21 protein-coding genes and 1 other RNA gene are annotated in these 22832 nt (G+C 56.5%); 7 read left to right on the plus strand and 15 right to left on the minus strand.

Annotation, left to right across the window (positions count from 1 at the left end; genetic code table 11):
• Positions 1–49 precede the first annotated feature (49 nt).
• The 10 genes from tolA to KUF54_RS04250 all read right to left on the minus strand — a co-directional run bounded on the left by tolA (position 50) and on the right by KUF54_RS04250 (position 7714).
• On the minus strand, positions 50–1195 hold the full coding sequence (gene tolA / locus KUF54_RS04205) for a cell envelope integrity protein TolA (protein ID WP_219345429.1): 1146 nt from the start codon (positions 1193–1195) through the stop codon (positions 50–52).
• Positions 1196–1267: 72 nt separating this feature from the next.
• Positions 1268–1702, minus strand: a complete 435-nt coding sequence (locus tag KUF54_RS04210) for a biopolymer transporter ExbD (RefSeq protein ID WP_219345430.1) — start codon at positions 1700–1702, stop codon at positions 1268–1270.
• A gap of 24 nt (positions 1703–1726) precedes the next feature.
• The gene (tolQ, locus tag KUF54_RS04215; protein WP_219345431.1) at positions 1727–2431 is read right to left on the minus strand and encodes a protein TolQ; all 705 of its coding nucleotides are present in this window, start codon (positions 2429–2431) and stop codon (positions 1727–1729) included.
• Positions 2428–2844, minus strand: a complete 417-nt coding sequence (locus tag KUF54_RS04220; RefSeq protein ID WP_219345432.1) for a YbgC/FadM family acyl-CoA thioesterase — start codon at positions 2842–2844, stop codon at positions 2428–2430. The genes tolQ and KUF54_RS04220 overlap by 4 nt, the downstream gene beginning before the upstream one ends.
• Positions 2845–2850: 6 nt before the next feature.
• Positions 2851–4044, minus strand: coding sequence for a pyridoxal phosphate-dependent aminotransferase (locus KUF54_RS04225; protein ID WP_219345433.1), 1194 nt, complete (start codon positions 4042–4044; stop codon positions 2851–2853).
• A 14-nt stretch (positions 4045–4058) separates the two neighbouring features.
• Complete coding sequence (locus KUF54_RS04230; protein WP_219345434.1) at positions 4059–4835, minus strand: DUF1963 domain-containing protein; 777 nt, start codon at positions 4833–4835, stop codon at positions 4059–4061.
• 81 nt (positions 4836–4916) lie between these two features.
• On the minus strand, positions 4917–5462 hold the full coding sequence (gene nusB / locus KUF54_RS04235) for a transcription antitermination factor NusB (protein WP_219345435.1): 546 nt from the start codon (positions 5460–5462) through the stop codon (positions 4917–4919).
• Positions 5455–5928 carry a 6,7-dimethyl-8-ribityllumazine synthase gene (gene ribH, locus KUF54_RS04240; RefSeq protein WP_219345436.1) on the minus strand — a complete coding sequence of 158 codons (474 nt, stop codon included), beginning with the start codon at positions 5926–5928 and terminating at the stop codon, positions 5455–5457. Before ribH ends, nusB begins: the two co-directional genes overlap by 8 nt.
• 15 nt (positions 5929–5943) lie before the next feature.
• Positions 5944–7074, minus strand: a complete 1131-nt coding sequence (gene ribBA, locus KUF54_RS04245) for a bifunctional 3,4-dihydroxy-2-butanone-4-phosphate synthase/GTP cyclohydrolase II (protein WP_219345437.1) — start codon at positions 7072–7074, stop codon at positions 5944–5946.
• A gap of 340 nt (positions 7075–7414) precedes the next feature.
• Entirely contained in the window at positions 7415–7714 is a 300-nt protein-coding gene (locus KUF54_RS04250; protein WP_219345438.1) for a 2Fe-2S iron-sulfur cluster-binding protein, read from the minus strand.
• 573 nt (positions 7715–8287) lie between these two features.
• Between KUF54_RS04250 and KUF54_RS04255 the strand changes: the two genes are divergently transcribed.
• A complete protein-coding gene (locus KUF54_RS04255; protein WP_219345439.1) occupies positions 8288–9199 on the plus strand; it encodes an SDR family oxidoreductase in 912 nt (303 codons plus the stop codon).
• A 313-nt stretch (positions 9200–9512) separates the two neighbouring features.
• On the plus strand, positions 9513–11039 hold the full coding sequence (gene gshA, locus KUF54_RS04260) for a glutamate--cysteine ligase (protein WP_219345440.1): 1527 nt from the start codon (positions 9513–9515) through the stop codon (positions 11037–11039).
• Between the two features lie 163 nt (positions 11040–11202).
• Here the strand turns inward: gshA and KUF54_RS04265 are convergent, their stop codons facing one another.
• Positions 11203–11439, minus strand: coding sequence for an oxidoreductase-like domain-containing protein (locus KUF54_RS04265; RefSeq protein WP_219345441.1), 237 nt, complete (start codon positions 11437–11439; stop codon positions 11203–11205).
• Positions 11436–11660 carry a hypothetical protein gene (locus KUF54_RS04270; RefSeq protein WP_219345442.1) on the minus strand — a complete coding sequence of 75 codons (225 nt, stop codon included), beginning with the start codon at positions 11658–11660 and terminating at the stop codon, positions 11436–11438. The genes KUF54_RS04265 and KUF54_RS04270 overlap by 4 nt, the downstream gene beginning before the upstream one ends.
• A gap of 156 nt (positions 11661–11816) precedes the next feature.
• On the opposite strand from KUF54_RS04270, the gene ylqF reads away from it, so the two are divergent.
• The 3 genes from ylqF (at position 11817) to KUF54_RS04285 (ending at position 17606) form a co-directional block, all read left to right on the plus strand.
• A complete protein-coding gene (gene ylqF / locus KUF54_RS04275) occupies positions 11817–12767 on the plus strand; it encodes a ribosome biogenesis GTPase YlqF (RefSeq protein WP_219345443.1) in 951 nt (316 codons plus the stop codon).
• 141 nt (positions 12768–12908) lie between these two features.
• Positions 12909–15209, plus strand: coding sequence for a bifunctional diguanylate cyclase/phosphodiesterase (locus KUF54_RS04280; RefSeq protein WP_219345444.1), 2301 nt, complete (start codon positions 12909–12911; stop codon positions 15207–15209).
• Positions 15210–15293: 84 nt separating this feature from the next.
• Positions 15294–17606, plus strand: coding sequence for a bifunctional diguanylate cyclase/phosphodiesterase (locus KUF54_RS04285; RefSeq protein WP_219345445.1), 2313 nt, complete (start codon positions 15294–15296; stop codon positions 17604–17606).
• 103 nt (positions 17607–17709) lie between these two features.
• Here the strand turns inward: KUF54_RS04285 and KUF54_RS04290 are convergent, their stop codons facing one another.
• Entirely contained in the window at positions 17710–18909 is a 1200-nt protein-coding gene (locus KUF54_RS04290; protein ID WP_219345446.1) for a M20 aminoacylase family protein, read from the minus strand.
• 328 nt (positions 18910–19237) lie between these two features.
• On the opposite strand from KUF54_RS04290, the gene KUF54_RS04295 reads away from it, so the two are divergent.
• Positions 19238–20260 (plus strand): DHH family phosphoesterase, encoded by a 1023-nt coding sequence (locus KUF54_RS04295; protein WP_219345447.1) that lies wholly within the window; start codon positions 19238–19240, stop codon positions 20258–20260.
• A gap of 53 nt (positions 20261–20313) precedes the next feature.
• Here KUF54_RS04295 and KUF54_RS04300 read toward each other — a convergent pair whose 3' ends face one another.
• Positions 20314–21081, minus strand: coding sequence for a pseudouridine synthase (locus KUF54_RS04300; protein WP_219345448.1), 768 nt, complete (start codon positions 21079–21081; stop codon positions 20314–20316).
• 433 nt (positions 21082–21514) lie between these two features.
• Between KUF54_RS04300 and KUF54_RS04305 the strand changes: the two genes are divergently transcribed.
• Positions 21515–21862, plus strand: coding sequence for a hypothetical protein (locus KUF54_RS04305; RefSeq protein WP_219345449.1), 348 nt, complete (start codon positions 21515–21517; stop codon positions 21860–21862).
• 795 nt (positions 21863–22657) lie between these two features.
• Here KUF54_RS04305 and ffs read toward each other — a convergent pair.
• An RNA gene (gene ffs / locus KUF54_RS04310) (signal recognition particle sRNA small type) lies at positions 22658–22753 on the minus strand.
• Positions 22754–22832 lie beyond the last annotated feature (79 nt).

The raw sequence follows: 22832 nt of genomic DNA on the forward strand, positions 1-22832 counted from the left end.
AACTCCAATTTTTAGAGTTCAGTTCAATTTTCTCGCCTGATGAAGAGCATCAGTCTTGCGGTCTAAAGCCAATCACCAGATCGGATGGAACCTTGCCGTCGATATCTCGCGGCAGCTTGTCGGTTTTGTGCAGGGCGCGGACCACGGCTTCATCCCAGGCCGCGTTGCCGCTGGACTTGGAGATCGTCGCGCTGGTGATCGTTCCATCTGGCGCTGTGCGAACACGCACTTCGGCGCGCGGGTTGCCGCTGATGGAGTCTGGATAGACGATATTAGGCTTGACCTTTGCTGCGACTTTGGAGCCGTAGCCTGCTGAAGGGCCGCCATTGGCGCTGTTGCCCGCACCGCCGGTGCGACTGCCGCCCGTGCCGCTGTGGTCACCACCGCCGCTGCCGCCAGCACTACCGGAGCCTCCGGCCAAACCTTGCAAGCGCGCCAGTTCAGCCTTGCGGCGGTCATCACCTGCTTTGGCTTCTTTAGCAGCCTTGTCCTTTGCTGCTTTTTCTTTGGCTTCTTTAGCGGCCTTTTCCTTCTCAAGCTTGTTCTTTTCAGCTTTATCTTTTTCAGCCTTTTCTAATTTTTCCTTGGTAGCCTTATCTTTGGCTGCTTTGTCTTTTTCAGCCTTGTCGGCTTTCTCCTTCTCTGCCTTGTCCTTAGCGAGCTTTTCGGCCTTGTCTTTTTTGGCCTGATCTATTTTTTCTTGGCGTTCTTTTTCTGCTTTTTCCGCCTTGTCCGCTTTTTGCTTATCGAGCTTTTCTTGCTGTGCCTTTTCAGCTTTTTCTACTTTTTCTTTCTCGGCTTTTTCCTTCTTCAGCTGCTCTTGCTTCTTCTTTTTGGCCAGCGCAATCTCAGCCTCATGATCGTCGTCATTGGCTTGGATTTTGGGAGTGGGTGCTGGAGCGGGTCTGGGAATGACCACAGGCTCAGGAGGGGGGGGCGGTGGCGGCTCTGAGACAGGCTCGGGAGTGGGCTCTGGTGGAGGGGGGGGCATCACTACAGCCGCCGCGGAGGCTGGGGCTGCACTGCTCCAGACCTCGGCTTGAACCATGGCTTCTTCGGTTTCTTTGGGGGCACGCACTGTCCACAGCAGAGCGGCAATCAGCAGCCCGTGCGCGGCCAGGGCAAGCGACCACGAGCGCACCCGGCCTTGGTGGCTGGGTGGCGCAAACTGATCGCGATCTTGCTGGTTAGGCATGGTGAATGGGGCGTCGGCTCAGGCTGCGGTGCTTGGATTCAAGCGCGGCAGGGCAGAGCTTTATGACGAGGTTCAATTGCTGGAAGAAGAGACAACGCCAAAGGCAATGCGTTTGACACCGGCCTTGGAGAGGGTGGAATGCGCCTTCATAACGTCATCAAAGGGCAGACCCTTGTCAGCGATGATTTGAATGGCGCTGTCTTCGCTTTGGCCTTCTTGCCAAGACTGAGCAAGGGCCTTGAGGTCATTCAGTTTGACGGTTTGTGTGTTGCTGCCGTTCTTGAACTGCATGCTGCCATCTTTTTCAAGCAGCACATAGGCAATGTTCTTCGTCGGTGGGCGCGAAGACTTGCCGGCGCTTGGTACGTTGATGGAGCCCGGCGTGAGCATAGGCGCTGTCACCATGAAGATGATGAGCAGCACCAGCATCACGTCGATGAAGGGCACCATATTGATTTCGTTGACCGTGCGGCGGTTACGAGCGCCGCGTGAACTCATGCCTGCCATGGAGTTACTCCTTGCATTGAGTCATTAGTGGCCAGAGGCCGAGGCATTTGCACTAGACCCCACGTTGCGCTGCAAGATGTTGGAGAACTCTTCAATGAAGGTCTCTTCTTGGCTTGCAATGCGGTCTACGTTGTGGGCGTAGCGGTTGTAGGCTGTGACTGCTGGAATAGCGGCAAACAGGCCCATAGCCGTAGCAACCAGCGCTTCGGCAATGCCGGGGGCGACGGTGGCCAGTGTGACCTGCTCCATATTGGCAAAGCCGGTGAAGGCGTGCATCACGCCCCAGACGGTGCCGAATAGACCCACATAAGGCGAGACTGAGCCCACGGTGCCCAGAAAGGATAGGCCAGATTCCAACTCATCTAGCTCGCGCTGGAAGCTGGCGCGCATGGCGCGACGTGTGCCGTCCATTAGCGTGGCGACATCATGCATGCGGCGCTCTCGCAGCTTTTGATACTCACGCATACCGCTGGCAAAAATACGCTCCATGGGGGCGCCAGTCTTGGCGTTTTGCGCAGCAGAGGCGTAGAGGTCGTTCAGGCTGGTGCCCGACCAAAAATCTTGCTCAAAATTATCGTTGAGCGTGCGCACACGCTTTAAGGCTTTGGCTTTGTTGAAGATGGTGGCCCAGCTGGCGATGGATGCGACCACCAAAATCAGCATGACCAGTTGAACCGCCCAGCTGGCCTGCATGATGAGGCTGAGGATGGACATGTCTTGGGAGTTCATGAAAATTGCTCCAGGATATGGTTTGGAATTCTTGTGGGGCGCATGGTCGTGCCATTGACCCAGCCAATGCGGATGAAGCCTGTGCAAATTAGCTCAGGCTCTTGGCTTGGATCTTCAGGGTTGATCCGTAAAGCTTGTTGCTCGATTGTGAGCGAGGCGCGGCCTGCGCTTTGGAGTTTTGCAGTAACAATCAGTTGGTCATCCAGCCGTGACTGGCGCAGGTATTCAAGCTGCGCTGAGGTTACGACAAAGATACCGCCGGTTTGTTCCCGCAGATTTTGCTGGGCAATGCCCAGTGACCTCAGCCATTCGGTGCGCGCACGCTCGAAGAACTTGAGATAGTTGACGTGGAAAACGCGGCCGCTTGCGTCTGTGTCTTCCCAATAAACCCGAATAGGGAACTCAAAAGCCATGGTGTCTCAGCCTAAGAGCTTCTTCAGGCGCGCAATGGCCTCCTGCAGCTGCTCCATAGAGTTAGCTGTGGAAAAGCGCACATAGCTCGCGGTCTCGGCATGGCGAAAGTCGCGGCCGGGGGTGATGGCTAGATGGGCCTGATTCATCACGGCGTAGGCGAAATCCCAGCTGCCCTTTACCCCCAGCTTTTCAGCGGCGGCACGGCAGTCGGCCCAGGCGTAAAACGCGCCATCGGGTTTGACGGGAACGGGCAGACCAATCGATTCCAGTGCCGGAATAAAGTAATCGCGGCGAGCTTTGAACTCGGCGCGGCGGCGTTCGTACTCGGCAATGCTTTCGGGTTCAAAACAGGCCAGCGCCGCATATTGCGAGATGGTGCTGGCGCAGATGAATAGGTGCTGGGCCAGCATCTCAATGGGGGCAACCAGCGATTCGGGCACCACCATCCAGCCCAGACGCCAGCCGGTCATGTTGAAGTATTTGCTAAAGCTGTTGATGGAGATGATGTCATCGCCCAGCTCCAGCGCTGACTTGCTGTAAGCGTCGTCGTAAGACAGGCCCAGATAGATTTCATCGACGATAGTGAGGCCGCCCTTGGCGCGAACCACTTCGTGAATGCGGCGCAGTTCATCAGGCGCAATCGATGTGCCCGTGGGGTTGGAGGGCGATGCGAGCATCACGCCGTGTGTGCGCTCACCCCAGGCGGCCTCGACTTTGGCAGCGCTGAGCTGAAAACGCTCTTCTGCGGATGCTGGAATCAGCACCGGCTTGCCTTCAGCCGCCGAGACAAAGTGGCGGTTGCAGGGGTAGCTGGGGTCGGGCATCAGGACCTCGTCGCCCTCATCAATCAGTGCAAGGCAGGCCAGTTGCAGCGCGGCGGATGCACCTGCGGTGATGATGATGCGGCGCGCTGGCACGTTGATGTCAAAGCGGCTGGCGTACCAAGCGCTGATGCGCTCGCGCAGCTCTGGCAGACCGGGGGCTTGTGTGTATTGGGTGCGACCGTCGCGAATGGCTTGTTCAGCGGCTTGCTGCACCAGAGGTGGTGCGGTGAAGTCTGGTTCGCCAATGTTCAGATAGATCATGGGTGAGCCGCTGGCGCTGGACTGGCGCGCGACCTCTTGCGCGTGCTTGGCCATTTCCATGACGTAAAAAGGCTCGATGCGTTGGGCGCGGCGGGAAAGCTCAATAACGGACATGAATCGATGTACTCTCAATAAAACTGGCAGTGGACAGACCACTTGCCGGTGCCGGGGTGACAGCCCAGGTAGACGATGCCACCGTCCACCCAGTTCAGACCGGCTTTGCCTTCGCTGTCGATTTGCATCACATAGAAGGGCTCGTCGGGTGAGGGCAGCCAGTCACCGTTGTCATCTTTGACGGGGCGCAGAAAAGCAATTTCATGCTGCAGGCTTTTGGCATAGCCACGTAGCTTGGTGCGGCCCGAGCACAGGCCATGGGCATCGTTGGGAAATTTTTCCATGCCCTTTGGCAGGCGCATGCTGGAATCATCGTAGCAAGGGTGGTCGTTTTGAGGTGGCAGCCAGCGGGCCTCGAAACCTTTGCCAATCCAGGCATCGTCGCGGAACGGTGGTTGCTCGTGGGGCGTCAGGCCCGCAGTGCTGGCGCGCAGTTGGATGGCCCAGGTCTCTGGGGCGCAACTGCTCTCGATAAATTTTTCACCCACAAAAAACTGCAGCAAGGCATGGCCCGTGAGGGCCTCGGGCAGCCAAGGGGCTTGCAATAGGTTGAACTGGGCGATGAATTGCATGGGCTGGCCAGCCGCATCAAGTGGCCATTCTTCATCCGCCTGCATTAAGGGGGACAGGCCGAAATGCGATGCGGCAGGGTCTCCCGTGGGTCTGAATCCCCCCACTTCCAGCACACAGCAGGTACCGGCGTTCAGTGCCAGCCAGGGTGCCAGATCCCGGGCAAGCTCGGGCGTGAGCTCCGGGTTGGGGGCCGGTAATGTGGGGTGTTGGGATTCCATGGGCAGTCCTCGCGTATGCCTTGGCCAAAAGGGCGAGGGCCCGGTGCATTTGCTGCGCCGGGCCCGGTGTTGCCTGCGGACTTAGCTTGGGGCTTTGTCTTGCTTGGCGCGGTCGTGGGCGACTTCAGCACTGCGCAGTTCTGGTGCCAGCCCATTGAGTACTGCGTTGACATACTTGTGACCATCGGTGCCGCCAAACTCCTTTGCCAGCTCGATGCACTCGTTGAGCACAACGCGCCATGGCACGTCGAGGCAGTTTTGGAACTCGTACGCGCCAATCCACATGCAAGCATGCTCGACGGGTGAGATTTCGGCCAAACCACGATCCAGCTTGGGCGCAATCAATGCGTCCAGAGCAGCTTCGTTTTCGGCGCAGCCACGCAGCAGGGCGTCGTAATGCACCACGTCGGCCTTGTGAAAGCCCGCCAGATCGCGCGTGAAGCTGTCGATCTGCGAGATTTCATTGCGGCCAACAATGTATTGGTACAGGCCTTGCAGTGCGAATTCACGTGCGCGGCTGCGGTTGGATTTGGAGCCGGCTTTGCGCGCACCGGTGCTGGTCAGGCCTGAGCGGCTTTGGCGCGCAGGGCGGTCGGAAGCCGACGGGTTAGATTGTTCTTCACTCATGATTGTCGTAAGAGTTGAGCAGATTGGCCATTTCCACGGCAACACGGGCGGCATCGCGACCCTTGTCCACCTGGCGGGCAATGGCTTGCTCCATGTTTTCAGTGGTGATGATCGCATTGGCGATCGGCAGGCGGTAGTCCAAGGACAGGCGTGTGACGCCAGCGCCCGATTCATTGGCTACCAGCTCGAAGTGGTATGTCTCCCCACGGATGATGCAGCCCAACGCCACCAGGGCGTCGTACTGATCGAGGTCAGCCAGTGTCTGCAGGGCCACGGGCACTTCCAGTGCGCCGGGGACTGTGACATGGTCGATATTCTCAGTCTTCACACCCAATGCCAGCAGCTCATCGCGGCAGGAGGCAAACAGGGTGTTGGTAATGCCTTCGTTAAAGCGCGCTTGTACGATGCCGATTTTCAGATCAGCGCCGTTCATGTTCAGGCCTTGGCCTTGTTCTGCGTTTTGCATTTTTTATTCCGTCTCTTATTCTTTAGATTCTTTAGGGATGTAGCCTGTGATTTCCATGCCGTAGCCAGCCATGCTGGGCATGCGGCGGGGTTGGCCCATCAGTTGCATCTTGCTCACGCCCAGCTCGCGCAGAATTTGCGCGCCCACGCCATAGGTGCGCAGGTCCATGCGGCCGCGCTCGGGTGCTTGGGCAGATCGTGCTTTGCCTTCAAACTGCGTCATCAGTTCGTCACCAGATTCGCTGCAGTTCAGCAGCACGGCAACGCCTTGGCCGTTGCCAGCAATGTATTTCAGGCTTTCATCCAGACCCCATGAGTGCTGGTTGCGGCCCACTTCCAGTGCATCGAGCACGGAAAGAGGCTCGTGCACACGCACGGGGATGGTGTTGCCGGCTTGCCATTCGCCCTTGACCAGTGCCAAGTGCACTGAGCCACTCGGTACGTCGCGGAAGGCATAGGCGGTGAACTCGCCGTGAGCAGTTTGCATGGGGCGGTTGCCCACTTTTTGCAGCAGCGATTCATTGCGGCTGCGGTATTCGATCAGGTCGGCAATGGTGCCGATCTTGATGCCGTGCTCGGCGCAGAACAGTTGCAGATCAGGCAGGCGGGCCATGGTGCCGTCATCCTTCATGATCTCGCAGATCACCGACGAAGGCGAGCAGCCTGCCAAAGCGGCCAAATCGCAACCCGCTTCAGTGTGGCCAGCGCGCATCAGCACGCCGCCATCCACAGCTTGCAGCGGGAACACATGACCGGGCTGCACCAAGTCGGCAGGCTGGGTGTTTTTGTCTACAGCGACTTGAATGGTGCGGGCGCGGTCTGCTGCGGAGATCCCGGTTGTGACGCCCACAGCGGCTTCAATAGAAATGGTGAAAGCAGTGCTGTACACCGTGCCATTGCGGGCGGCCATGGGGGGCAGCTTCAAGAACTCGCAGCGCTCACGGGTCAACGTCAGGCAGATCAGACCACGGCCAAAACGGGCCATGAAGTTAATGGCTTCGGGCGTGACATGGTCGGATGCTAAAACCAAATCACCTTCGTTTTCGCGATCTTCTTCGTCAACGAGAACGACCATACGGCCGGCACGCATTTCGGCCACGATTTCTTCAATCGGCGAGATGGGCACGGGTTGGAGTGAGCTGTTCATGGAATTGCCTTCTTGGACGTGATCTTGAAGCGATGCAAGCAGTCAGGGCTGGCGCACGACACGCACCAGTGAGGCATTGCCAGCGCCGCATCAAATAGCAGGGCGCGATGGCAGGACTTCCAAAGAACGTGTGAAGCGGTTAGCCGCTTTCTGCAGGGCAAGGCCTTGCTGAAAACACCTATTCTATTGCACAGCGACCTTGAGCCGCGGCAGTTGCCCTTGAAACCATGATGCAGTGCAAGCAGGCTCTGAAATAGGAATGGCCCAAGGTAGAGGCAGCAAGCGAGAGCCGCCTCGCGGCAAGGCTGCCATCCCCCAGCGGGGGAAGTCGCAAAGCGGCTCAGGGAGCGTCCATCAACACCACGTCACTTTCAGGATAAGCGCAGCAGGGCAGCACATAGCCCTCGGCCTTTTCTTCAGGAGTCAGTCCCGGCCACTCAATGTCATAGCGCACGCTGCCTGAGACCATTTGGCCCAGACAGGTGCGGCAAGTGCCGTTGCGGCAGGAACTTGGCCAGTCCACGCCGCCGCTCTCTAATGAATCGAGCAAGGACTGGTCCGCCCATGCGTCGACCTGCTGGCCGCTGGGCTCGCACTTAGCAATAAAAAAAGGTGGGGCGAAAGCAGAGTCGTTGGACATGAGGCGATGAATTCGAGCGATGCAAAACCTGTGTTTGTAGCCGTTTTGCCAAGGCCGTGGGCATGCTTGGGTTGCCTGTTTTTTAATCAGTGGTTTGCAATTTGTTTGGAATCAATGACTTATCTGACTTATCCAGTTAAGAGGCTCAGTTGTTCACAAGGATGTTCAGCCTAGGACGGGATAAGTGGTGCTTTGCTGGAGAATTTTGATTAAAAAATAGGCGGTTTGAGAAAGGTGATCTAAATCAATGGTTTGAGTGAGCGTTGCCAAAGCTATTCAGGCTTGTCCACAGGCTTGTTGCGTAAAAATGGGGATAAGACTTCACTATTCATTTGAAAGCGGTTTGTCCTGTCAATTCATTGAATGCAAGCTGATTTGTATTGCAAATCAATGCAATTGATGGAGGTTGTGCTCTGAAATAGATAGCTTCTCCAGACTGATCCGTTTTTATCTGCGCTTACCCGTGCTTTCCCGCACTCTGCAGCCAATAGTCACAAAGGCTACGTTGCGCTGCAACATGCCCGCTTACATTGAGGTGGTGCAAACAACCGTTGAAGCAAGGAGCAAGACATCATGGCAATGGATTTTCAAGGTCGTGTGGCGATCGTGACCGGTGCGGGTGGTGGTTTGGGGCGTCTGCATGCGCTGGCGCTGGCCCAGCGTGGGGCCAAGGTGGTGGTGAACGACTTGGGCGGCGCGGTAGATGGCTCGGGCAGCTCGGCGACAGCTGCGCAAAAAGTGGTTGATGAAATTCGCGCCGCAGGTGGCGAGGCGATAGCCAATGCCGCTTCGGTGACGGACTTTGAGGCCGTGCAGGCCATGGTTGAGCAGACGATGCACGCCTGGGGCCGGGTAGACATCCTCGTCAATAACGCCGGCATTTTGCGTGACAAGAGTTTTGCCAAGATGGATATGGCGGACTTCCGCCTCGTCGTCGATGTGCACTTGATGGGCGCAGCCAACTGCTGCAAGGCCGTGTGGCCGCATATGCAAGAGCAGAACTATGGCCGCATCGTGATGACGACATCGTCCACAGGCCTCTATGGCAATTTTGGTCAAGCCAACTACGGCGCGGCCAAGTTGGCGCAGGTGGGCTTGATGCAGACGCTGGCTATTGAAGGCGCCAAAAACAATATTCACGTCAACGCTTTGGCCCCGACGGCGGCCACGCGCATGACAGCAGGGCTGATGCCCGAGCCAGTACTTGAAGCGCTCAAGCCCGAAGCTGTGGTGCCTGCCATGCTGGTACTAGCCCACGAAAGTGCGCCCACGCGCACCATTCTTTGCGCGGGTGCTGGCGGCTTTGAAGCCGCGCACATCACCATGACCGAAGGCGTTTATTTAGGCCTAGGCGATCAGGTGCCAGAGCAACTGGCTGCGCGACTGGCCGAGGTGACGGCCAGCGAGGGGCAGCAAGTGCCCGGCAGCGGTGCGGTGCAGGGGCAAGTTGAAGTCGGTAAGGCTATGAAGGCGCACGGCCATTGAGCAAACTAATGCATCTCTAGTGGTGCATTGGCTGCATAAATAGTGCTTGGGTTGACGATTAGCACAGCTGGGCAAAGTCCTCTTGTGAGGGCTTTTTCTGTTTTGTAGTGAGCGTGCGCTCTCTTTGGCTGGCTTGTTAAGCTGACAATTTTCTGGCTCGTGCCCATGTATAACGTGTTTCAACAGGCCGAAAAGCGTGGTTAAGCGGCCAGCTGCCATCGCGTTTGGTCGGGTTTCTCTATCATTCGCCGACTGGGCGCGATTGGGCAGACTAAGTTTGCTTTGAGCGTCTTCAACGAGAAGGTAAACAAGAATGAAGACATCGCAGGCCATCGTGAACATGCCTTCAGCCCAGAGGCTGCTGGGCATTCGCCGCGGTATCGAAAAAGAGGGATTGCGGGCATTGGCGACGGGTTCGCTGGCCCTGACGCCGCACCCGGGCGAGCTGGGCTCGGCATTAACGCACCCCAACATCACCACGGATTACAGCGAGTCGCAGCTCGAACTCATCACCGGCGCGCGTTTGGGTGTGGACGAGTGTCTTAATGAGCTGACCGAAGTTCATCAGTTTGTGCTGCGCAATTTGAGCGAGAGTGGCGAGCTGATGTGGAACTCCAGCATGCCTTGCCGCTTGCCCACGGATGAAACCATTCCGCTGGGGCGCTACGGCAGTTCGCATTCGGGCCGCTCCAAGAGTGTGTACCGCATGGGCTTGGGCCACCGCTATGGCCGCCGCATGCAGACCATCTCGGGCATTCACTACAACTGGTCGCTGCCCGGGGTGAGCAGCGATGAGTACTTTGCGCTGATCCGCAACTTCCGCCGCAACGCCTTTGTGCTGCTGTACCTTTATGGCGCATCCCCCGCGCTGTGCCCCAGCTTTGTGCAAGGGCGCGAGCACCGCCTGCAGCCGCTGGGCGATGGCAAAGATGCGCTGTACTTGCCCTACGCCACATCGCTGCGCATGGGGCGACTGGGTTATCAAAGCGATGCCCAGTCCACCATCTGCGTGAGCTACAACGGGCTCGATGGCTATGCCGATTCGCTGCACGAAGCGCTGACTCGTCCCTATGCCGCTTACGAGCAACTGGGCGTGAAGAACCCCGGTGGCGACTACAACCAGCTGGGCACTGGCCTGCTGCAGATTGAAAACGAGTTCTACGGCACCATCCGCCCCAAGCGCACTGTCAAGAGCGGCGAGCGCCCGCTGCATGCTCTGCGTGAGCGCGGCGTGGAATATGTGGAAGTGCGACTGATGGACATCGACCCGTATGAAACCGTGGGCATTGCCCCGGCCACCATGCGCATGATTGACGTCTTTTTACTGCATTGCCTGCACACAGCAAGCTCAGACGATACGCCGCAAGAAATTGATGACCTCAAGCACAACCAGCACTTGGCCGCAGAGCAAGGCCGCGAACCGGGCCTGAAGCTGGTGCGCAACGGCCAGCCCGTGCTGCTGATCGATTGGGCGCAAGAAGTACTGCAACAATGCCGCCCTTATGCGCAGGCGCTGGATGCTGCCCATAACAGTGGCGACTACAGCGCGGCGCTAGAGCAAGCGTTGGGCCGAGTGCAAAACGCGCAAACTACGCCTTCAGCCCATGTGCTGCAAGAGCTGACTGCAGGCTACGACAACCGTTTTATCGACTTCATGACCACCCAGTCCGCCAAGGCGCGCGATGCGTTGTTGGCCATGCCGTGGACGGCCGAGCAGCAGGTGCGCTATGAGCAAATGAGCCAAGAGTCTGTGGCCAAGCAAAAAGCCATCGAGGCAGCAGACACCATGACGTTTGAAGAATGGCGGTTGCGTTATATGGATCCGGCTAGTCTGCGGTAAATCTTTGAATTGATTAGCTAAATTTGATAGCTATAAGCGCTTGCGGTTTATGGACCGCAGGCGCTTTTTCATGACATCGAGGCTTTAAGCGAGGCGCCGCACAGAGTGCTATAAAAAATGATGGGAAAGTCTAATGATTGTGTGGACTACAGCCCGAAAAGGCTTAAATAACGCGAGTTTCTGAGGTTGAGGCCAAAGCCTCGGCCGCATCTTCCAGCCAGAAGCCTAAAGCGCCGTAATAGCCTTCCCACACACAGCCGTTGCAGCCCCGCCCGCAGCAGCTTGTGGGCTCTGGCGGCGGGTTGCGCAGGGTGACTGCCGCCTGAGCCGCCCGGCCTTGCCAGAGCGAAATCTGGCTGCGGGCCTGGCTCAAAGGTTGAAGCAAAGCCTCGGTGCTCACTTTTTGAAGCGCACCCACAGATGCTGGCCGATAAAGGCCAGACCCAGCACCAGCGCAAACCAGCCTACGATGTGCGACTGGGCAAACAACTGGGCGATGCCGCTCTCGGGTTTGAAGATCGGAGCCAGCAAAATAATGATGCCTATGAGCGCAATCGTCAGGCCCTTGATCAGAACTTCATTGCGGGCTTTGGACTTTTGGGGGGCAGAAGGCAGGGGCATAAACGAGCGAGTAGGTCAGAAAAGCTGAGGGAGATTATCCTTGCGCGCCTGAATTCACCAACATAAAAAGGTGTTTGCGCACATCAGGCGAGCTGCCGCAGCAGCAGCGTGCTGCATTGTGCGCCTTACATCCACCATAAAGAAAGATCTCCGCTTATGGCCATCCAATGGTTCCCCGGTCACATGCATCTGACGCGTCAGGCCATCACGGAGCGCGTGAAAGATATTGATGTGGTCATCGAGGTTCTGGATGCGCGCCTGCCGGGCTCCAGTGCCAACCCCTTGCTGCAAGAAATGACAGGTCACAAGCCGCGCCTGAAGATTCTCAACAAGCAAGACATGGCTGACGCTACCCAGACCAAGGCTTGGATCGACTGGTACAACGCCCAAAGCGAAACGCGTGCCATTGGCTTGGATGCCTCTGAACTTGCTCCCACCAAGCGCCTGATCGAGCAGTGCAAGCTGCTGGCGCCCACACGCGGCGGTCTGGCTAAGCCCATGCGCGTGCTGATCTGCGGCGTGCCCAATGTCGGCAAGTCCACGCTGATCAACTCCATGAGCGGCAAGACGCAGGCCAAGACTGGCAACGAGGCCGGCGTGACCAAGTTGGAGCAGCGCATTGTGCTGGCCGATGACTTTTACCTGTGGGACACGCCCGGTATGCTGTGGCCGCGCATCATCGTAGAAAAAAGCGGCTTTAATCTGGCCGCCAGCGGCGCTGTTGGCCGCAATGCCTTCGATGAAGAGTTGGTAGTGCTGGAGCTGCTGCTGTATCTCCAGAAGAACTACGCAGCCATGCTGGCCGAGCGCTATAAGCTGGGATTGGATGACAAAGAAATTGCAGCGCTGCATGACGATGAACTGCTGGCGCTGATCGGCAAAAAGCGCGGCGCAGTGATGAGCGGCGGGCGCGTCAACCTGCAAAAAGCGGCTGAGTTGGTGTTGACCGACTTCCGTGACGTAACGATTGGCCGCATTACGCTGGAAACGCCCCAAGAGTTTGAAGTCTGGATGGCCGAGGGATTGGTCAAAGATGCAGAACGCCAAGCCAAAAAAGATGCCGCGACGATGGCGCGCAGAAAAGGGCGCAAAGCACGCTTGTCATAAGCAGTGTTGACACTTTCCTTATGGGCAGTTCAGTGCCGCGTTGGGATGCGTCCACATGTTTAGGGCACTACAACCTTTCCCTAGGTGCGAAATGGGACTTTTATTTGAAACTATGGCCATGTAAATAGTCATAGCAGTCCCATGTTCACCTTCTTGCAGTCCAAAGAAAATGCCGTACTGCCGTCTTGGGCCTATGCGCGCCTGGGCACGGTGCTGGTCAGCCTTTGGTATTGCTCAATGGGCTGGCTGGCCTCCATATTTGCGGGCATCGATAATGCGCGGTTTTGGGCTGGGCCACTGGCTACGGTCATCGCAGCAGTTTGTCTGTTGCTGACCTGGCGCGGCCATTGGCGCTGGGGTGCGCGTTGCATTGTGATTGCGGCGCTGGCGCTGACTGCTTTTTGGGCTTGGAATGCAGCGTTTCAGCCGACGATCAGTGCTTTGACTTTGACGGTGCTGGTGGTGTTCGCCGCGTGGACTTTAGGTACGGCCGAGGCGAGCTTGAGCATTTTGGGCGTGATCTTGCTGGGAGCAGGGCTGGTTTATGCAGGGCATTCTCAGTGGGAGAACGTGCTGTCAATCGCCTATGTGATGCTGTTTTTGCTGGGCATCACTTGGATGATGGTGCAAGGCTATAGGCGCCACCTTAAAGAGTTGAGAGCCTCTTTGCTTGAGTTGGAGCATCACAAAAAGCAGCTGAATGTGCTTTTTCAAGCTGTTGAGCAAAGCAAGTCGAGTATTTTGATCATTGATGCGGCCAAAAGCTCCGAGGTTTATTCCAACCAAGAGTATCGCCAGCGCATTGGTGGTGAACATTCCAGCGAGTGCAGCAGAGTAATTGGCGACGGTATGACCCCTGCACAGCGCGCGCAGATGTGGACGCTGCTCAAGGCAGGCAAGACTTGGGAAGATGTGGTGTACCGAGTCACCAGCAATGCAGAACCCGTGATTGAGCAAATGCGCGTGGCGCCGGTGCTTGGCAAAGACAATCGCTTGGCTTTTTTGCTTGAAACACGCTTTGACATTACGGAAAAGCGCGAGGCTGAAAACCGTATTCGCCATTTGCAGCATTACGACACCCTGACTGAGTTGCTCAATCGCAAGGGCTTGCTCAATAAGCTCACGGAAATGCTTGAATTGCAGAGGGAAGATCTGGATGGGCATGGCTCGGTGATAAACCTCAAGCCTTACCGCAGTGGGCATGACTGGCACAGCTTGCTTATCATTGATATTGATCGTTTTCAAAATTTTGAGAACTCTCACAACAGGCTTTGGGCAGATGCTTTCCTGCAGGCTTTCGTTGCGAGGCTCAAAGCCTTGCAGCCAGAGGCTGAAGGCATGGCCCGTATTCGTGATGGCCGGTTTGCCGTAGTCATTAAAGAGGTAGGTAAATCAAGGCACGAGGCGCGTATTAAAGCCTACACGGTTGCCCAAGAACTGCAGCGCGGCCTGAGCATGATTCAAATCACTGGCTTGCCTGAGGGCGCTGAAGCGGTGCAGCTGTCTTGCAGCGTTGGCTTTACCGTGTTCCCCTTTGTGGAGGAAGGGCTAAAGACGGACAGTGGAGACCATGTGCTGCGCCGTGCAGGCTTGGCCATGAGCCAGGCGCGTCATCAAGGCGGCGATCAAGTACATGCGTACTCCGAAGTTCTCGATGAGACCATGCTGCGGCGCATGACGATTGAGAAAGAACTGTTTGTCGCGATTCAAGAGGGGCAGTTGCGGGTCTTTTTGCAGCCACAGGTCGATATGTTTGGGCGAGTGCAGGGGGCCGAAGCCCTGGTGCGCTGGCTGCACCCTGAAAAGGGAATGATCTCGCCCGGTGAATTTATTCCCGTGGCAGAGGATTGCGGCCTGATTGTTCCATTGGGCGACTGGATGCTGCAGCAGGTGTGCTTATTGCTCAACGACCCACGCGTGCAAGCGGCGGGTTACTCGCTGTCTGTCAATGTCAGCTCCTTGCAGTTCCAACATTCAGATTTTGTGGACAAGGTGAAGTCTGTGGTTCAGCGCACAGGGATAGATCCACGCAAGCTGATACTTGAAGTTACCGAGAGTTTGCTGCTCAGCGATGTGGAGCATGCGATTCAGAAAATGGTGAATTTGGAGGCTTTGGGGGTGCAGTTTGCGCTGGATGATTTCGGGACGGGCTACTCATCACTGGCTTATTTGATGCGTCTGCCGATTCAGGAGCTGAAACTCGATCAGGTTTTTATTCGCGATATGCGCATCAATGCAGATAGCCGGGTGCTGGTCGAGTCTGTCTTAATGCTTGCTAAAGCCAAAGGCCTGCGTGTGGTGGCGGAAGGGGTGCAAGAGCAGGAACAGGCCGATTTGCTGCGAGCGCTTGAACCCAGTATTTTGTGTCAGGGCTATTGGTTCAAGCGCCCAGTGCTGGCGGAGGATTGGGTGGCTAACCCTGTTTTGGCTCAGCAGTCCTAAGTGGTTTGCACTGAGTTATTGCAATGCATGCATGATTGAAACTATCGCAAACAGCTTCTAGCACTCAATATTGAGAAGGTTGGCATGCAGCGTCTTTTTGTCGAGGCCAGATACCGGCTACCCATGCGCCGCATGGTGTGGTTGGCCAGCCTATGGATGCTGGGCCTTGGGGCGTTGATGACTTTGGTGTGGGTGCTCAGTGATGTGCTCGACCCTTGGGGCGTGGGCATTACCTTGTCCATGATGCTGCTGTCACTGGTGTGCATGGGTTTGGCGCGTGCAAGGCAGTGGGACTGGATGGTGCGCTGCTTTGTTTGGGGTCATTGGCTGCTAGCCGTGCTGCTGATTTGGCGCTCTGGTGGTTTTTACAGCCCCGCAGTGATTGCTTTTGCAGCTTGGCTGGTGATCACGGTTTGGGTGCAGGGCCTGCTTGCTTCGATTTTCATGTTTGCAGCATCTATTGCGGTGTTGGGCGCTTTTTGGGGGGTGCCGCCGGTAATTTACGAACAGCCAGCCCTGCAAAGAACGACTGCCTTGATGGGCCTGATCCATGTGCCGGGCATGCTGGTGCTGGCATTGGCGATGAGTTTGCAGGCACGTATGATTTTGTGGCGCAGAGTGCAAAAAGGGCAGCAGATGCTGGCCACTCTCAACGCCAGCCAGCATGAGCTGAGCAAGTTCTACTTCGCGGTTGAGCAAAATCCCGAGAGCATTGTTATTACCGACACCACTTTGACGGTGGTCTATGTCAACGATGCCTTTTTGGCCCGTACCGGCTATAGACGTGAGCAGGTGCTGGGGCACCCAACTGAGTCAGTCTCAACCAATGGCATGGATTTTGGCAGCCGCCAGCGTGCGCTGGCTCAGCTTGCTGCTGGTGAGGTGTGGCGCGGCGAGATGACGAATCGTGCCAGCAATGGCGAGGCATTACGTGAATCGCTGCTGATCGCGCCAATTCGCACACCCAATGGTGAGGTGGTGAACTATGTGGAACTCAAGCGTGACTTGTCTGAGCGCGTTCTGGCGGAGCGCCGTATTCACGATCTGGTGTATTTAGACCCGCTTACGGGCCTGCCCAACCGCCACTCGCTGACTTTGTATTTGCGCGAACTCATTCATACCCAACAGGACGATTGCCATGGCTTGCTGCTGCTGGACATGGATAGATTTTCGGCTTTCAACGGTGTGCATGGCAGTCAGCACAGTGATGAGCTGATTGCGCTAATGGGGGCGAGGCTGGTTCAGGTCTTGCCCGATGATGCTTGGATTGCCCGCATCGCAGCTGCAGAGTTTGCTATTGTTTTTGCTAGCTTGCATCGGCATGCCGAGGGCGTGACGGATCAGCTCAGGCAGTACGCGCAGACTTTGAAAAAGTCTTTGCAAACCCCCTTCAGTCTCAACAGCTGGGTAGAAACCGAGTTAGTGAGTTGCTGCATGGGTGGGGTGGTGCTGGAGTCTGCCCGCCGCGGCGGTAACGGTAACGATGCGCTGCGTTTTGCCAGCGTAGCGCTGCGCGAGGCTAAGCAAAAAGGCCCTGGGAGTTTGGTATTTTTTGAGCCCCGCATGGCGCAGGATGTGGACCGCCGCATGCGCATTGCCAAAGACTTGCACAACGGCATTCCGCTGGGTGAGCTGCGCATGTATTTGCAAACTCAGACGGATGGGCGTGGTCACTGTGTCGGCGCTGAAGTGCTGGTGCGTTGGCAACACCCCAAGTGGGGGCTAGTGAGCCCGGCAGAGTTTATTCCGGTGGCAGAGGAGACGGATCTGATCGTGCTGCTGGGCGACTGGGTGCTGCGCCAAGCTTGCTTGCTGCTGGCAACTCCCGCGCTGTTGGCGCGCGGGCTGCGGCTGTCGGTCAATGTCAGCGCATTTCAGTTTGGACATGAAAACTTCATGACCTCGCTAGAGCAGGTGCTGCAGGAAACCGGTGCTAACCCGCACCAGCTAACGCTGGAGATCACAGAAGGCGCCGTGGTACGTGATATTGACCAAGCGCGCATCCGCATTGAAGCCTTGACCCGCATGGGTATAGAGACCTCTTTGGATGACTTTGGCACCGGCTACTCCAGCATGTATAGCTTGCAGCGCCTGCCGATTCAGGAGCTGAAGATTGATCAAAGCTTTGTCAGCGGCAGCCATCGCTCAGAAAAAGATGCAGCACTGGTGGAGGCGATGCTTTTGATGGCGCGCAGGCTGCGCCTGCGCGTGGTGGCTGAAGGCGTTGAGCTGTCTGAGCAAGCGCTGCAACTGGTGCAGTGGAATCCAGACATTGTTTTGCAGGGCATGCTGCTGGGCAAACCGCTGCCCCAGCAGCAGTGGCTGGTCGATGTGCTGGGCGTTGATTTAAGCGATATGAAGAGCGATGTCTGGAGTGCTGGTCAGAGCGCTGCATAAAACGATGCACAAAGCGCAGAAAAGAGATGAAAAAAGCCCGCACTCATTGCTGAGTGCGGAATAATTGCTATGAATAGCGTAGTAGTTCCGCCGGGCTTTAGCTTTAAGCCGCAGGCTGCTCGAAGTAGCGGCGTGCCAGCAAATCCCAGAACTTAGAGCCGCGGGCTATGTTGTCATCGTTGAAGTCGTAGGCGGGATTGTGCAAGCCCACGCCGGGCTGGCCGTCGCTGGGGCCGTTGCCAATCCAGCCGTAAGCGCCGGGCACGGCCTCGAGCATGAAGCCGAAGTCCTCGGCTGTCATGGCGGGCAGCACATCGTCAAAAGTGCTTTCGTCACCCACCACCTCACGCATCACCTGAGCCATGAACTTGGCTTCGCGGGCGTGGTTGGTGGTATTGGGGTAAGCGCCGGGGCGCAGCGTAAATTCTGCTTGGCACAGGTGCGCGGCGGCGACATGGCTGCTGATGCGTTTGATGCCTTCGACAAACATCTCGCGCGTTTCCTTTTTCAGGGTGCGCACAGTGCCGGCGATGACGGCGTTATCGGGAATGATGTTTTCCACCGTGCCGCTGCTGATCTTGCCAATGGTCAACACAGCAGAGTCCAGCGGGTCTGTGCTGCGTGAGACCAGCGTCTGCAACTGGCTGACGATGGCGCAGGCCACAGGAATCGGGTCCAGCGTGGTGTGGGGCATGGCTGCGTGGCCGCCTTTGCCATGCACTTTAATTTGAAAGCGCAAGGTGGAAGCCATGATGGGCCCCACGCGGACCGCCATCTGGCCAGATGGCATTGATGGCCAGTTGTGCAGCGCAAATACGGCTTCGCAGGGGAATTTGTCAAACAGGCCGTCATCGATCATGGCCTTGGCGCCGGCGCCGCCTTCTTCTGCCGGCTGAAAGATCAGGTGTACCGTGCCGTCAAAGTCGGTTTGCTGCGCCAGTGTGGTGGCAGCGCCCAGCAGCATGGTGGTGTGACCGTCATGACCGCAGGCATGCATGCGGCCCTTGTTTTGGCTGATGTGGTCAAAGGTGTTGATTTCCGTGACGGGCAGCGCATCCATATCAGCGCGGATGCCAATGCTGCGCCCGGGGTTGTCCTTGCTACGGCCCTTGCCATAGATGCTGGCGACGATGCCAGTCTGGCCCAGGCCGCGGTGCACGGTCAGGCCTAGGGCTGTGAGATACGCGGCGACTTTATCGCCTGTACGGTGCTCTTCGTACCTGAGTTCAGGATTTGCGTGCAGATCGCGACGAAAGCTGAATAAGGTGCCGAGGTGGGGTGTGATATCGGGAGTAGATCGCATACAGGGGCCGCGGAGCACCCAGCGCTGTAGCTGTCTTGGCAAACCTGCAAGGCGGGCCTGCCGGTGACCGCAGCATTTCATTAGCAAGGCCCCATCATAGGCGCATGCCAAGTCAAAGGTCTTAGGTAGATACCGAAATCTCGGGGGGTAATAGCTGTGCTACGTGGGGCTGGTAGCAAGCAGTGACTTACCAAGGTGTGGGTGAAGTATTTCTCGTCAGGTATGGTTCAGCGCATCTATTGATTGCCCACAAAATGCCTCAACTTCATGCCCGCTGCAATGCCCACGCACAGCCGCGATGCACGGCAAACGGTGAAAATGTGAAGATATGACAGCACTGAACGCCAAACCCTCTTTGTTCCAGCAGTTGCTGGTGCGCCCTGATCGCAACGATCCCAATCCTCTCATCCTCTATCACGGTCGCCGCTGCCCCGATGGTTTTGGCGCGGCACTGGCTGCGTGGTTGTTTTATGAAGGCAAGGCCGAGTTTCGCGGTTTGGATCATGGCGAAATTCAGACGGCCGATGACTTGGGCGATCTGACAGGTCGTGCGGTGTACGTGCTGGACTTCGCTTTTGAGCCTGTGCTGATGGCCGAGATCGAATCTCGCGTCTCTAAGCTGGTGGTGCTCGATCACCACAAAAGCGCTGCTGAAAAGCTCAGTGGCTACCAATGCCTTTGCGGCGTGGTGCACTTCGATATGAACAAATCCGGCGCTCGCTTGGGCTGGGAGTTCTTCCAGTCTGACAAGCCCGTGCCCGGCCTGATTCGCTACATCGAAGACCGCGACATCTGGAAGTGGGAATTCGCCGAAAGCGCGCCTTTCCTTGCCGCACTGGATATGGAGCCCGTACGCAGCTTTGAGCGCTGGGCCGAGATTGCCGCTTTCACGCCTGAGCAAGAAGCCGTTTACATGGCCCGTGGCGGTGCGATGGATGAAAAATACCAAAAGCTCTGCGCTGACATTGCAGACGGCGCGCAAGTGCTGGTCTTCAACGGCAAGCAAGGCTTGATGGTGAACTGCCCCGGCATGTTCCACAGCCAAGTCGGTGACCTGCTGGCACGCCAAAGCGGCAGCTTTGCGTTGATGTGGCATGCCAATCACAAGGGCACCAAGGTGGGCCTGCGCTCGCGCTCGGACTTCAACTGCATCCCCTTGGCGGAAAGTTTTGGCGGCGGTGGCCATGCACAGGCCTGCGGCATGAAGATGGGCAATGAGCGACTGGTGGAGTTGCTGCAGGGCGAACTCAAGGCCGACCCTGAAGCGCAATATGAGTTTGTCGCTGCACCCAGCTTGCAGTTTGACGAAGAAGGAAAGTGGATTCGCGCAACGCCTAAGTCTGCGGTTTAACACTTAAAAATCATAGCTGCTAGTCCTTTATTAATTAGGACTAGCAGCTATTTTTATTGAATTTCTGTAGTGGCCTGCCAGCCCGGTAAGGCCAGCAGTTTTTGCCAGTCCTGCGCTTCTTGCACATGGCTTAGCGCAGACCAGTCAGCCTCAAAGCGCATCGGCTCACCGCTCATGGGGTGGGCAATCTCTAGCGCCTTGGCGTGCAGCCACAGCCGCTGCTGACCTAGGCGCTCAGCCCACCAGCGATTCAGTGGGCCTTTGCCGTGGGTGGCATCACCAATGATGGGGTGGGCCACATGTTTGAGGTGGCGGCGAATTTGATGGCGCCGACCCGTGGTGGGCAGGGCTTGCACTAGGCTAATGCGAGTCTCTGAATGGCGGCCGTCATAACTCTCGGGCCAAGAAAGCTGAGACAGGCAGTGCAGCGTGGTGTGAGCCTCTTGCACGGCTGCATCTTCTGGGGCGTCATCGGGTTTGAGTGCGTGATCGACCTGCAGCGTTCCGGGTAGCCAGCCGCGCACCACGGCCAGATACTCTTTGCGTGTTTCATGGGCTGCAAAACTGGCAGCCAGCGCCTGCGCTGCCTCTTTGTGCAGGGCCATCACCAAAACGCCGCAAGTGCCCTTGTCTAAGCGATGTACCGGCCAAACATGCCGCCCCAGCTGGTCGCGCAGCGTCTGCATTACAAACCGGGTCTCATATGCATCCAGCCCAGTGCGGTGCACCAGCCAGCCTGCGGGTTTGTAGACAACGACCATGTGTTCGTCCTGCCAGAGGATATGCAGCGGAGGATGGGCGGGCAGGGTGATTTCAGTCATGCAAAGGCGTAAGGAATAAACACAGAGAGGGGCAGGCGAGCGGCACTCTACCGCAGTCCTTGAAGCTTTATCTTGGCGGGTTTTTCGCCCAAACGAGCGCGAGTCACAGTCATTTAATTCTGAGCAGCTATGAATTCAGGACTGCTTAATGCTGGCTTTGATATTGATGCGGGCGGCGCCATCCAGTGGGTCCGCGTCACGCTCAGAATTTGACGGGTTGCGAGTGATTACTCTCCATATTTCCTTAGCGGGCAATTGCGTGCGATTTTGCTGCCACAGGCTAGACCGAAATCCTCAATTTGTTAAAAAATCTTCGCCGACGAAGGCATTAGCTTCTTTCCCACAAATTTAAAAACGGCACAGATTCACCATAGCGTTACGCAAAAAGATTTGTCGTTTCGATTGAAAACGTATTTATTCAAGGAGTCTCATCATGTCCATGCTTTCGATGCAATACGCCGGAACTCTTTTGGGACGCGACGCATCCATTGAGTTTCCGGACAGCAAAGCCGAAGTGCGTTACACCCCCAATGGGCAAATGCGCTGGCGTGTGGTGGACTCGCAAGGCCATGTCTCCGAAGGCTGTGAAAAAGTCAGTTATTTGCAGCTCAGCGATCACCTGCACTTCCTCAACTGGATTGAGAAAACGGGCTTCACTGTCAGCCAAATCATCGACTCTGACAAGGGCACAGTTCAGGCGTTCTGGTCTTATGCCGATGAGCAATGTGAAACAGGTCACCGCTCATCTATGTTTGTGGATGGAAACTTCCGTCTGCGTTGATTTTTGGGATTTTTAGGAGCGTCATTAGGCGCCTGCGAATCTGAATGTGTTTTGTGTGTGTTCAGTGTCTCTCCTCTCTTGCCGGCATCCCAAAGGTGCCGGCTTTTTTTTGCCCATGAATTTGGCTTTTATTCAATAAACCTTCGAGCTGTCTCTTTGTCGAAGATGTAGAAACAACTAGGCATGAATCATTCGTCTTTGTTCGGCAGTTGTGGAGCAGGGGATGACACATCTGGCAGTTGAGACGATTTGGTGAGGGTTCCCAAGGTGGCTTGCTCCAAGCGGTTGAAGTGATGAGCGCTTGCACAAACCATCGCTTAGTGCAAATGCACAAGATGAGTGGCAGAGACAACAAAGCCCCTTGCAAGGGGCTTCATGGTTGATAGGTAGGCGACCTCACTTCTTGCCGCCACCTCCGGGCGGGTTGTTGCCTCGACCACCGCCTGATGGTTCGCCAGTCTTGCTGGGCCAGTTGGGATTGGATGGTTGTCCATTCATAAACATACCTTTTGCAAGTGAAGGAATGTTCATCGTGGCGGATGTGGGAGTGTCAAGCGGCTGGTGTTTACCCTGTGCTCGCAGCTTTTTGAAAACTGATTCTGACTACCGTAGGGCACGGGGAATGCAGCAGCGCACACCTTGATTAAAGGGCGCTCGGAAATTTTCTAGGTAAATATTCGGGGTGTTTGCTATCATTTTTCAACATTCATGTGTAACAGCGTTGCGTCACACATAGTCAAAGATAGCTTTTCTAGGAAGACAGCCTCTTGTATATAAAGAGGATTTCCATCGAAAGGTGACGAACCTTACCTCGGCACTGGTTTCACAGTTAGGGCTGCTTGGTTCCCCACCTGACCCGGTTGGCCGCTTCCCCATGCGAGGGGGCCCGTCACGGCTGATTATAGATGCAAAAGTGACACGTATCGGAGATGTGCGAAATGAGATTCAATGAGCAGGTTTGCTGGCATGT

The organism is Comamonas sp. Y33R10-2 (assembly GCF_019355935.1).
Taxonomy (GTDB): Bacteria; Pseudomonadota; Gammaproteobacteria; order Burkholderiales; family Burkholderiaceae_C; genus Comamonas.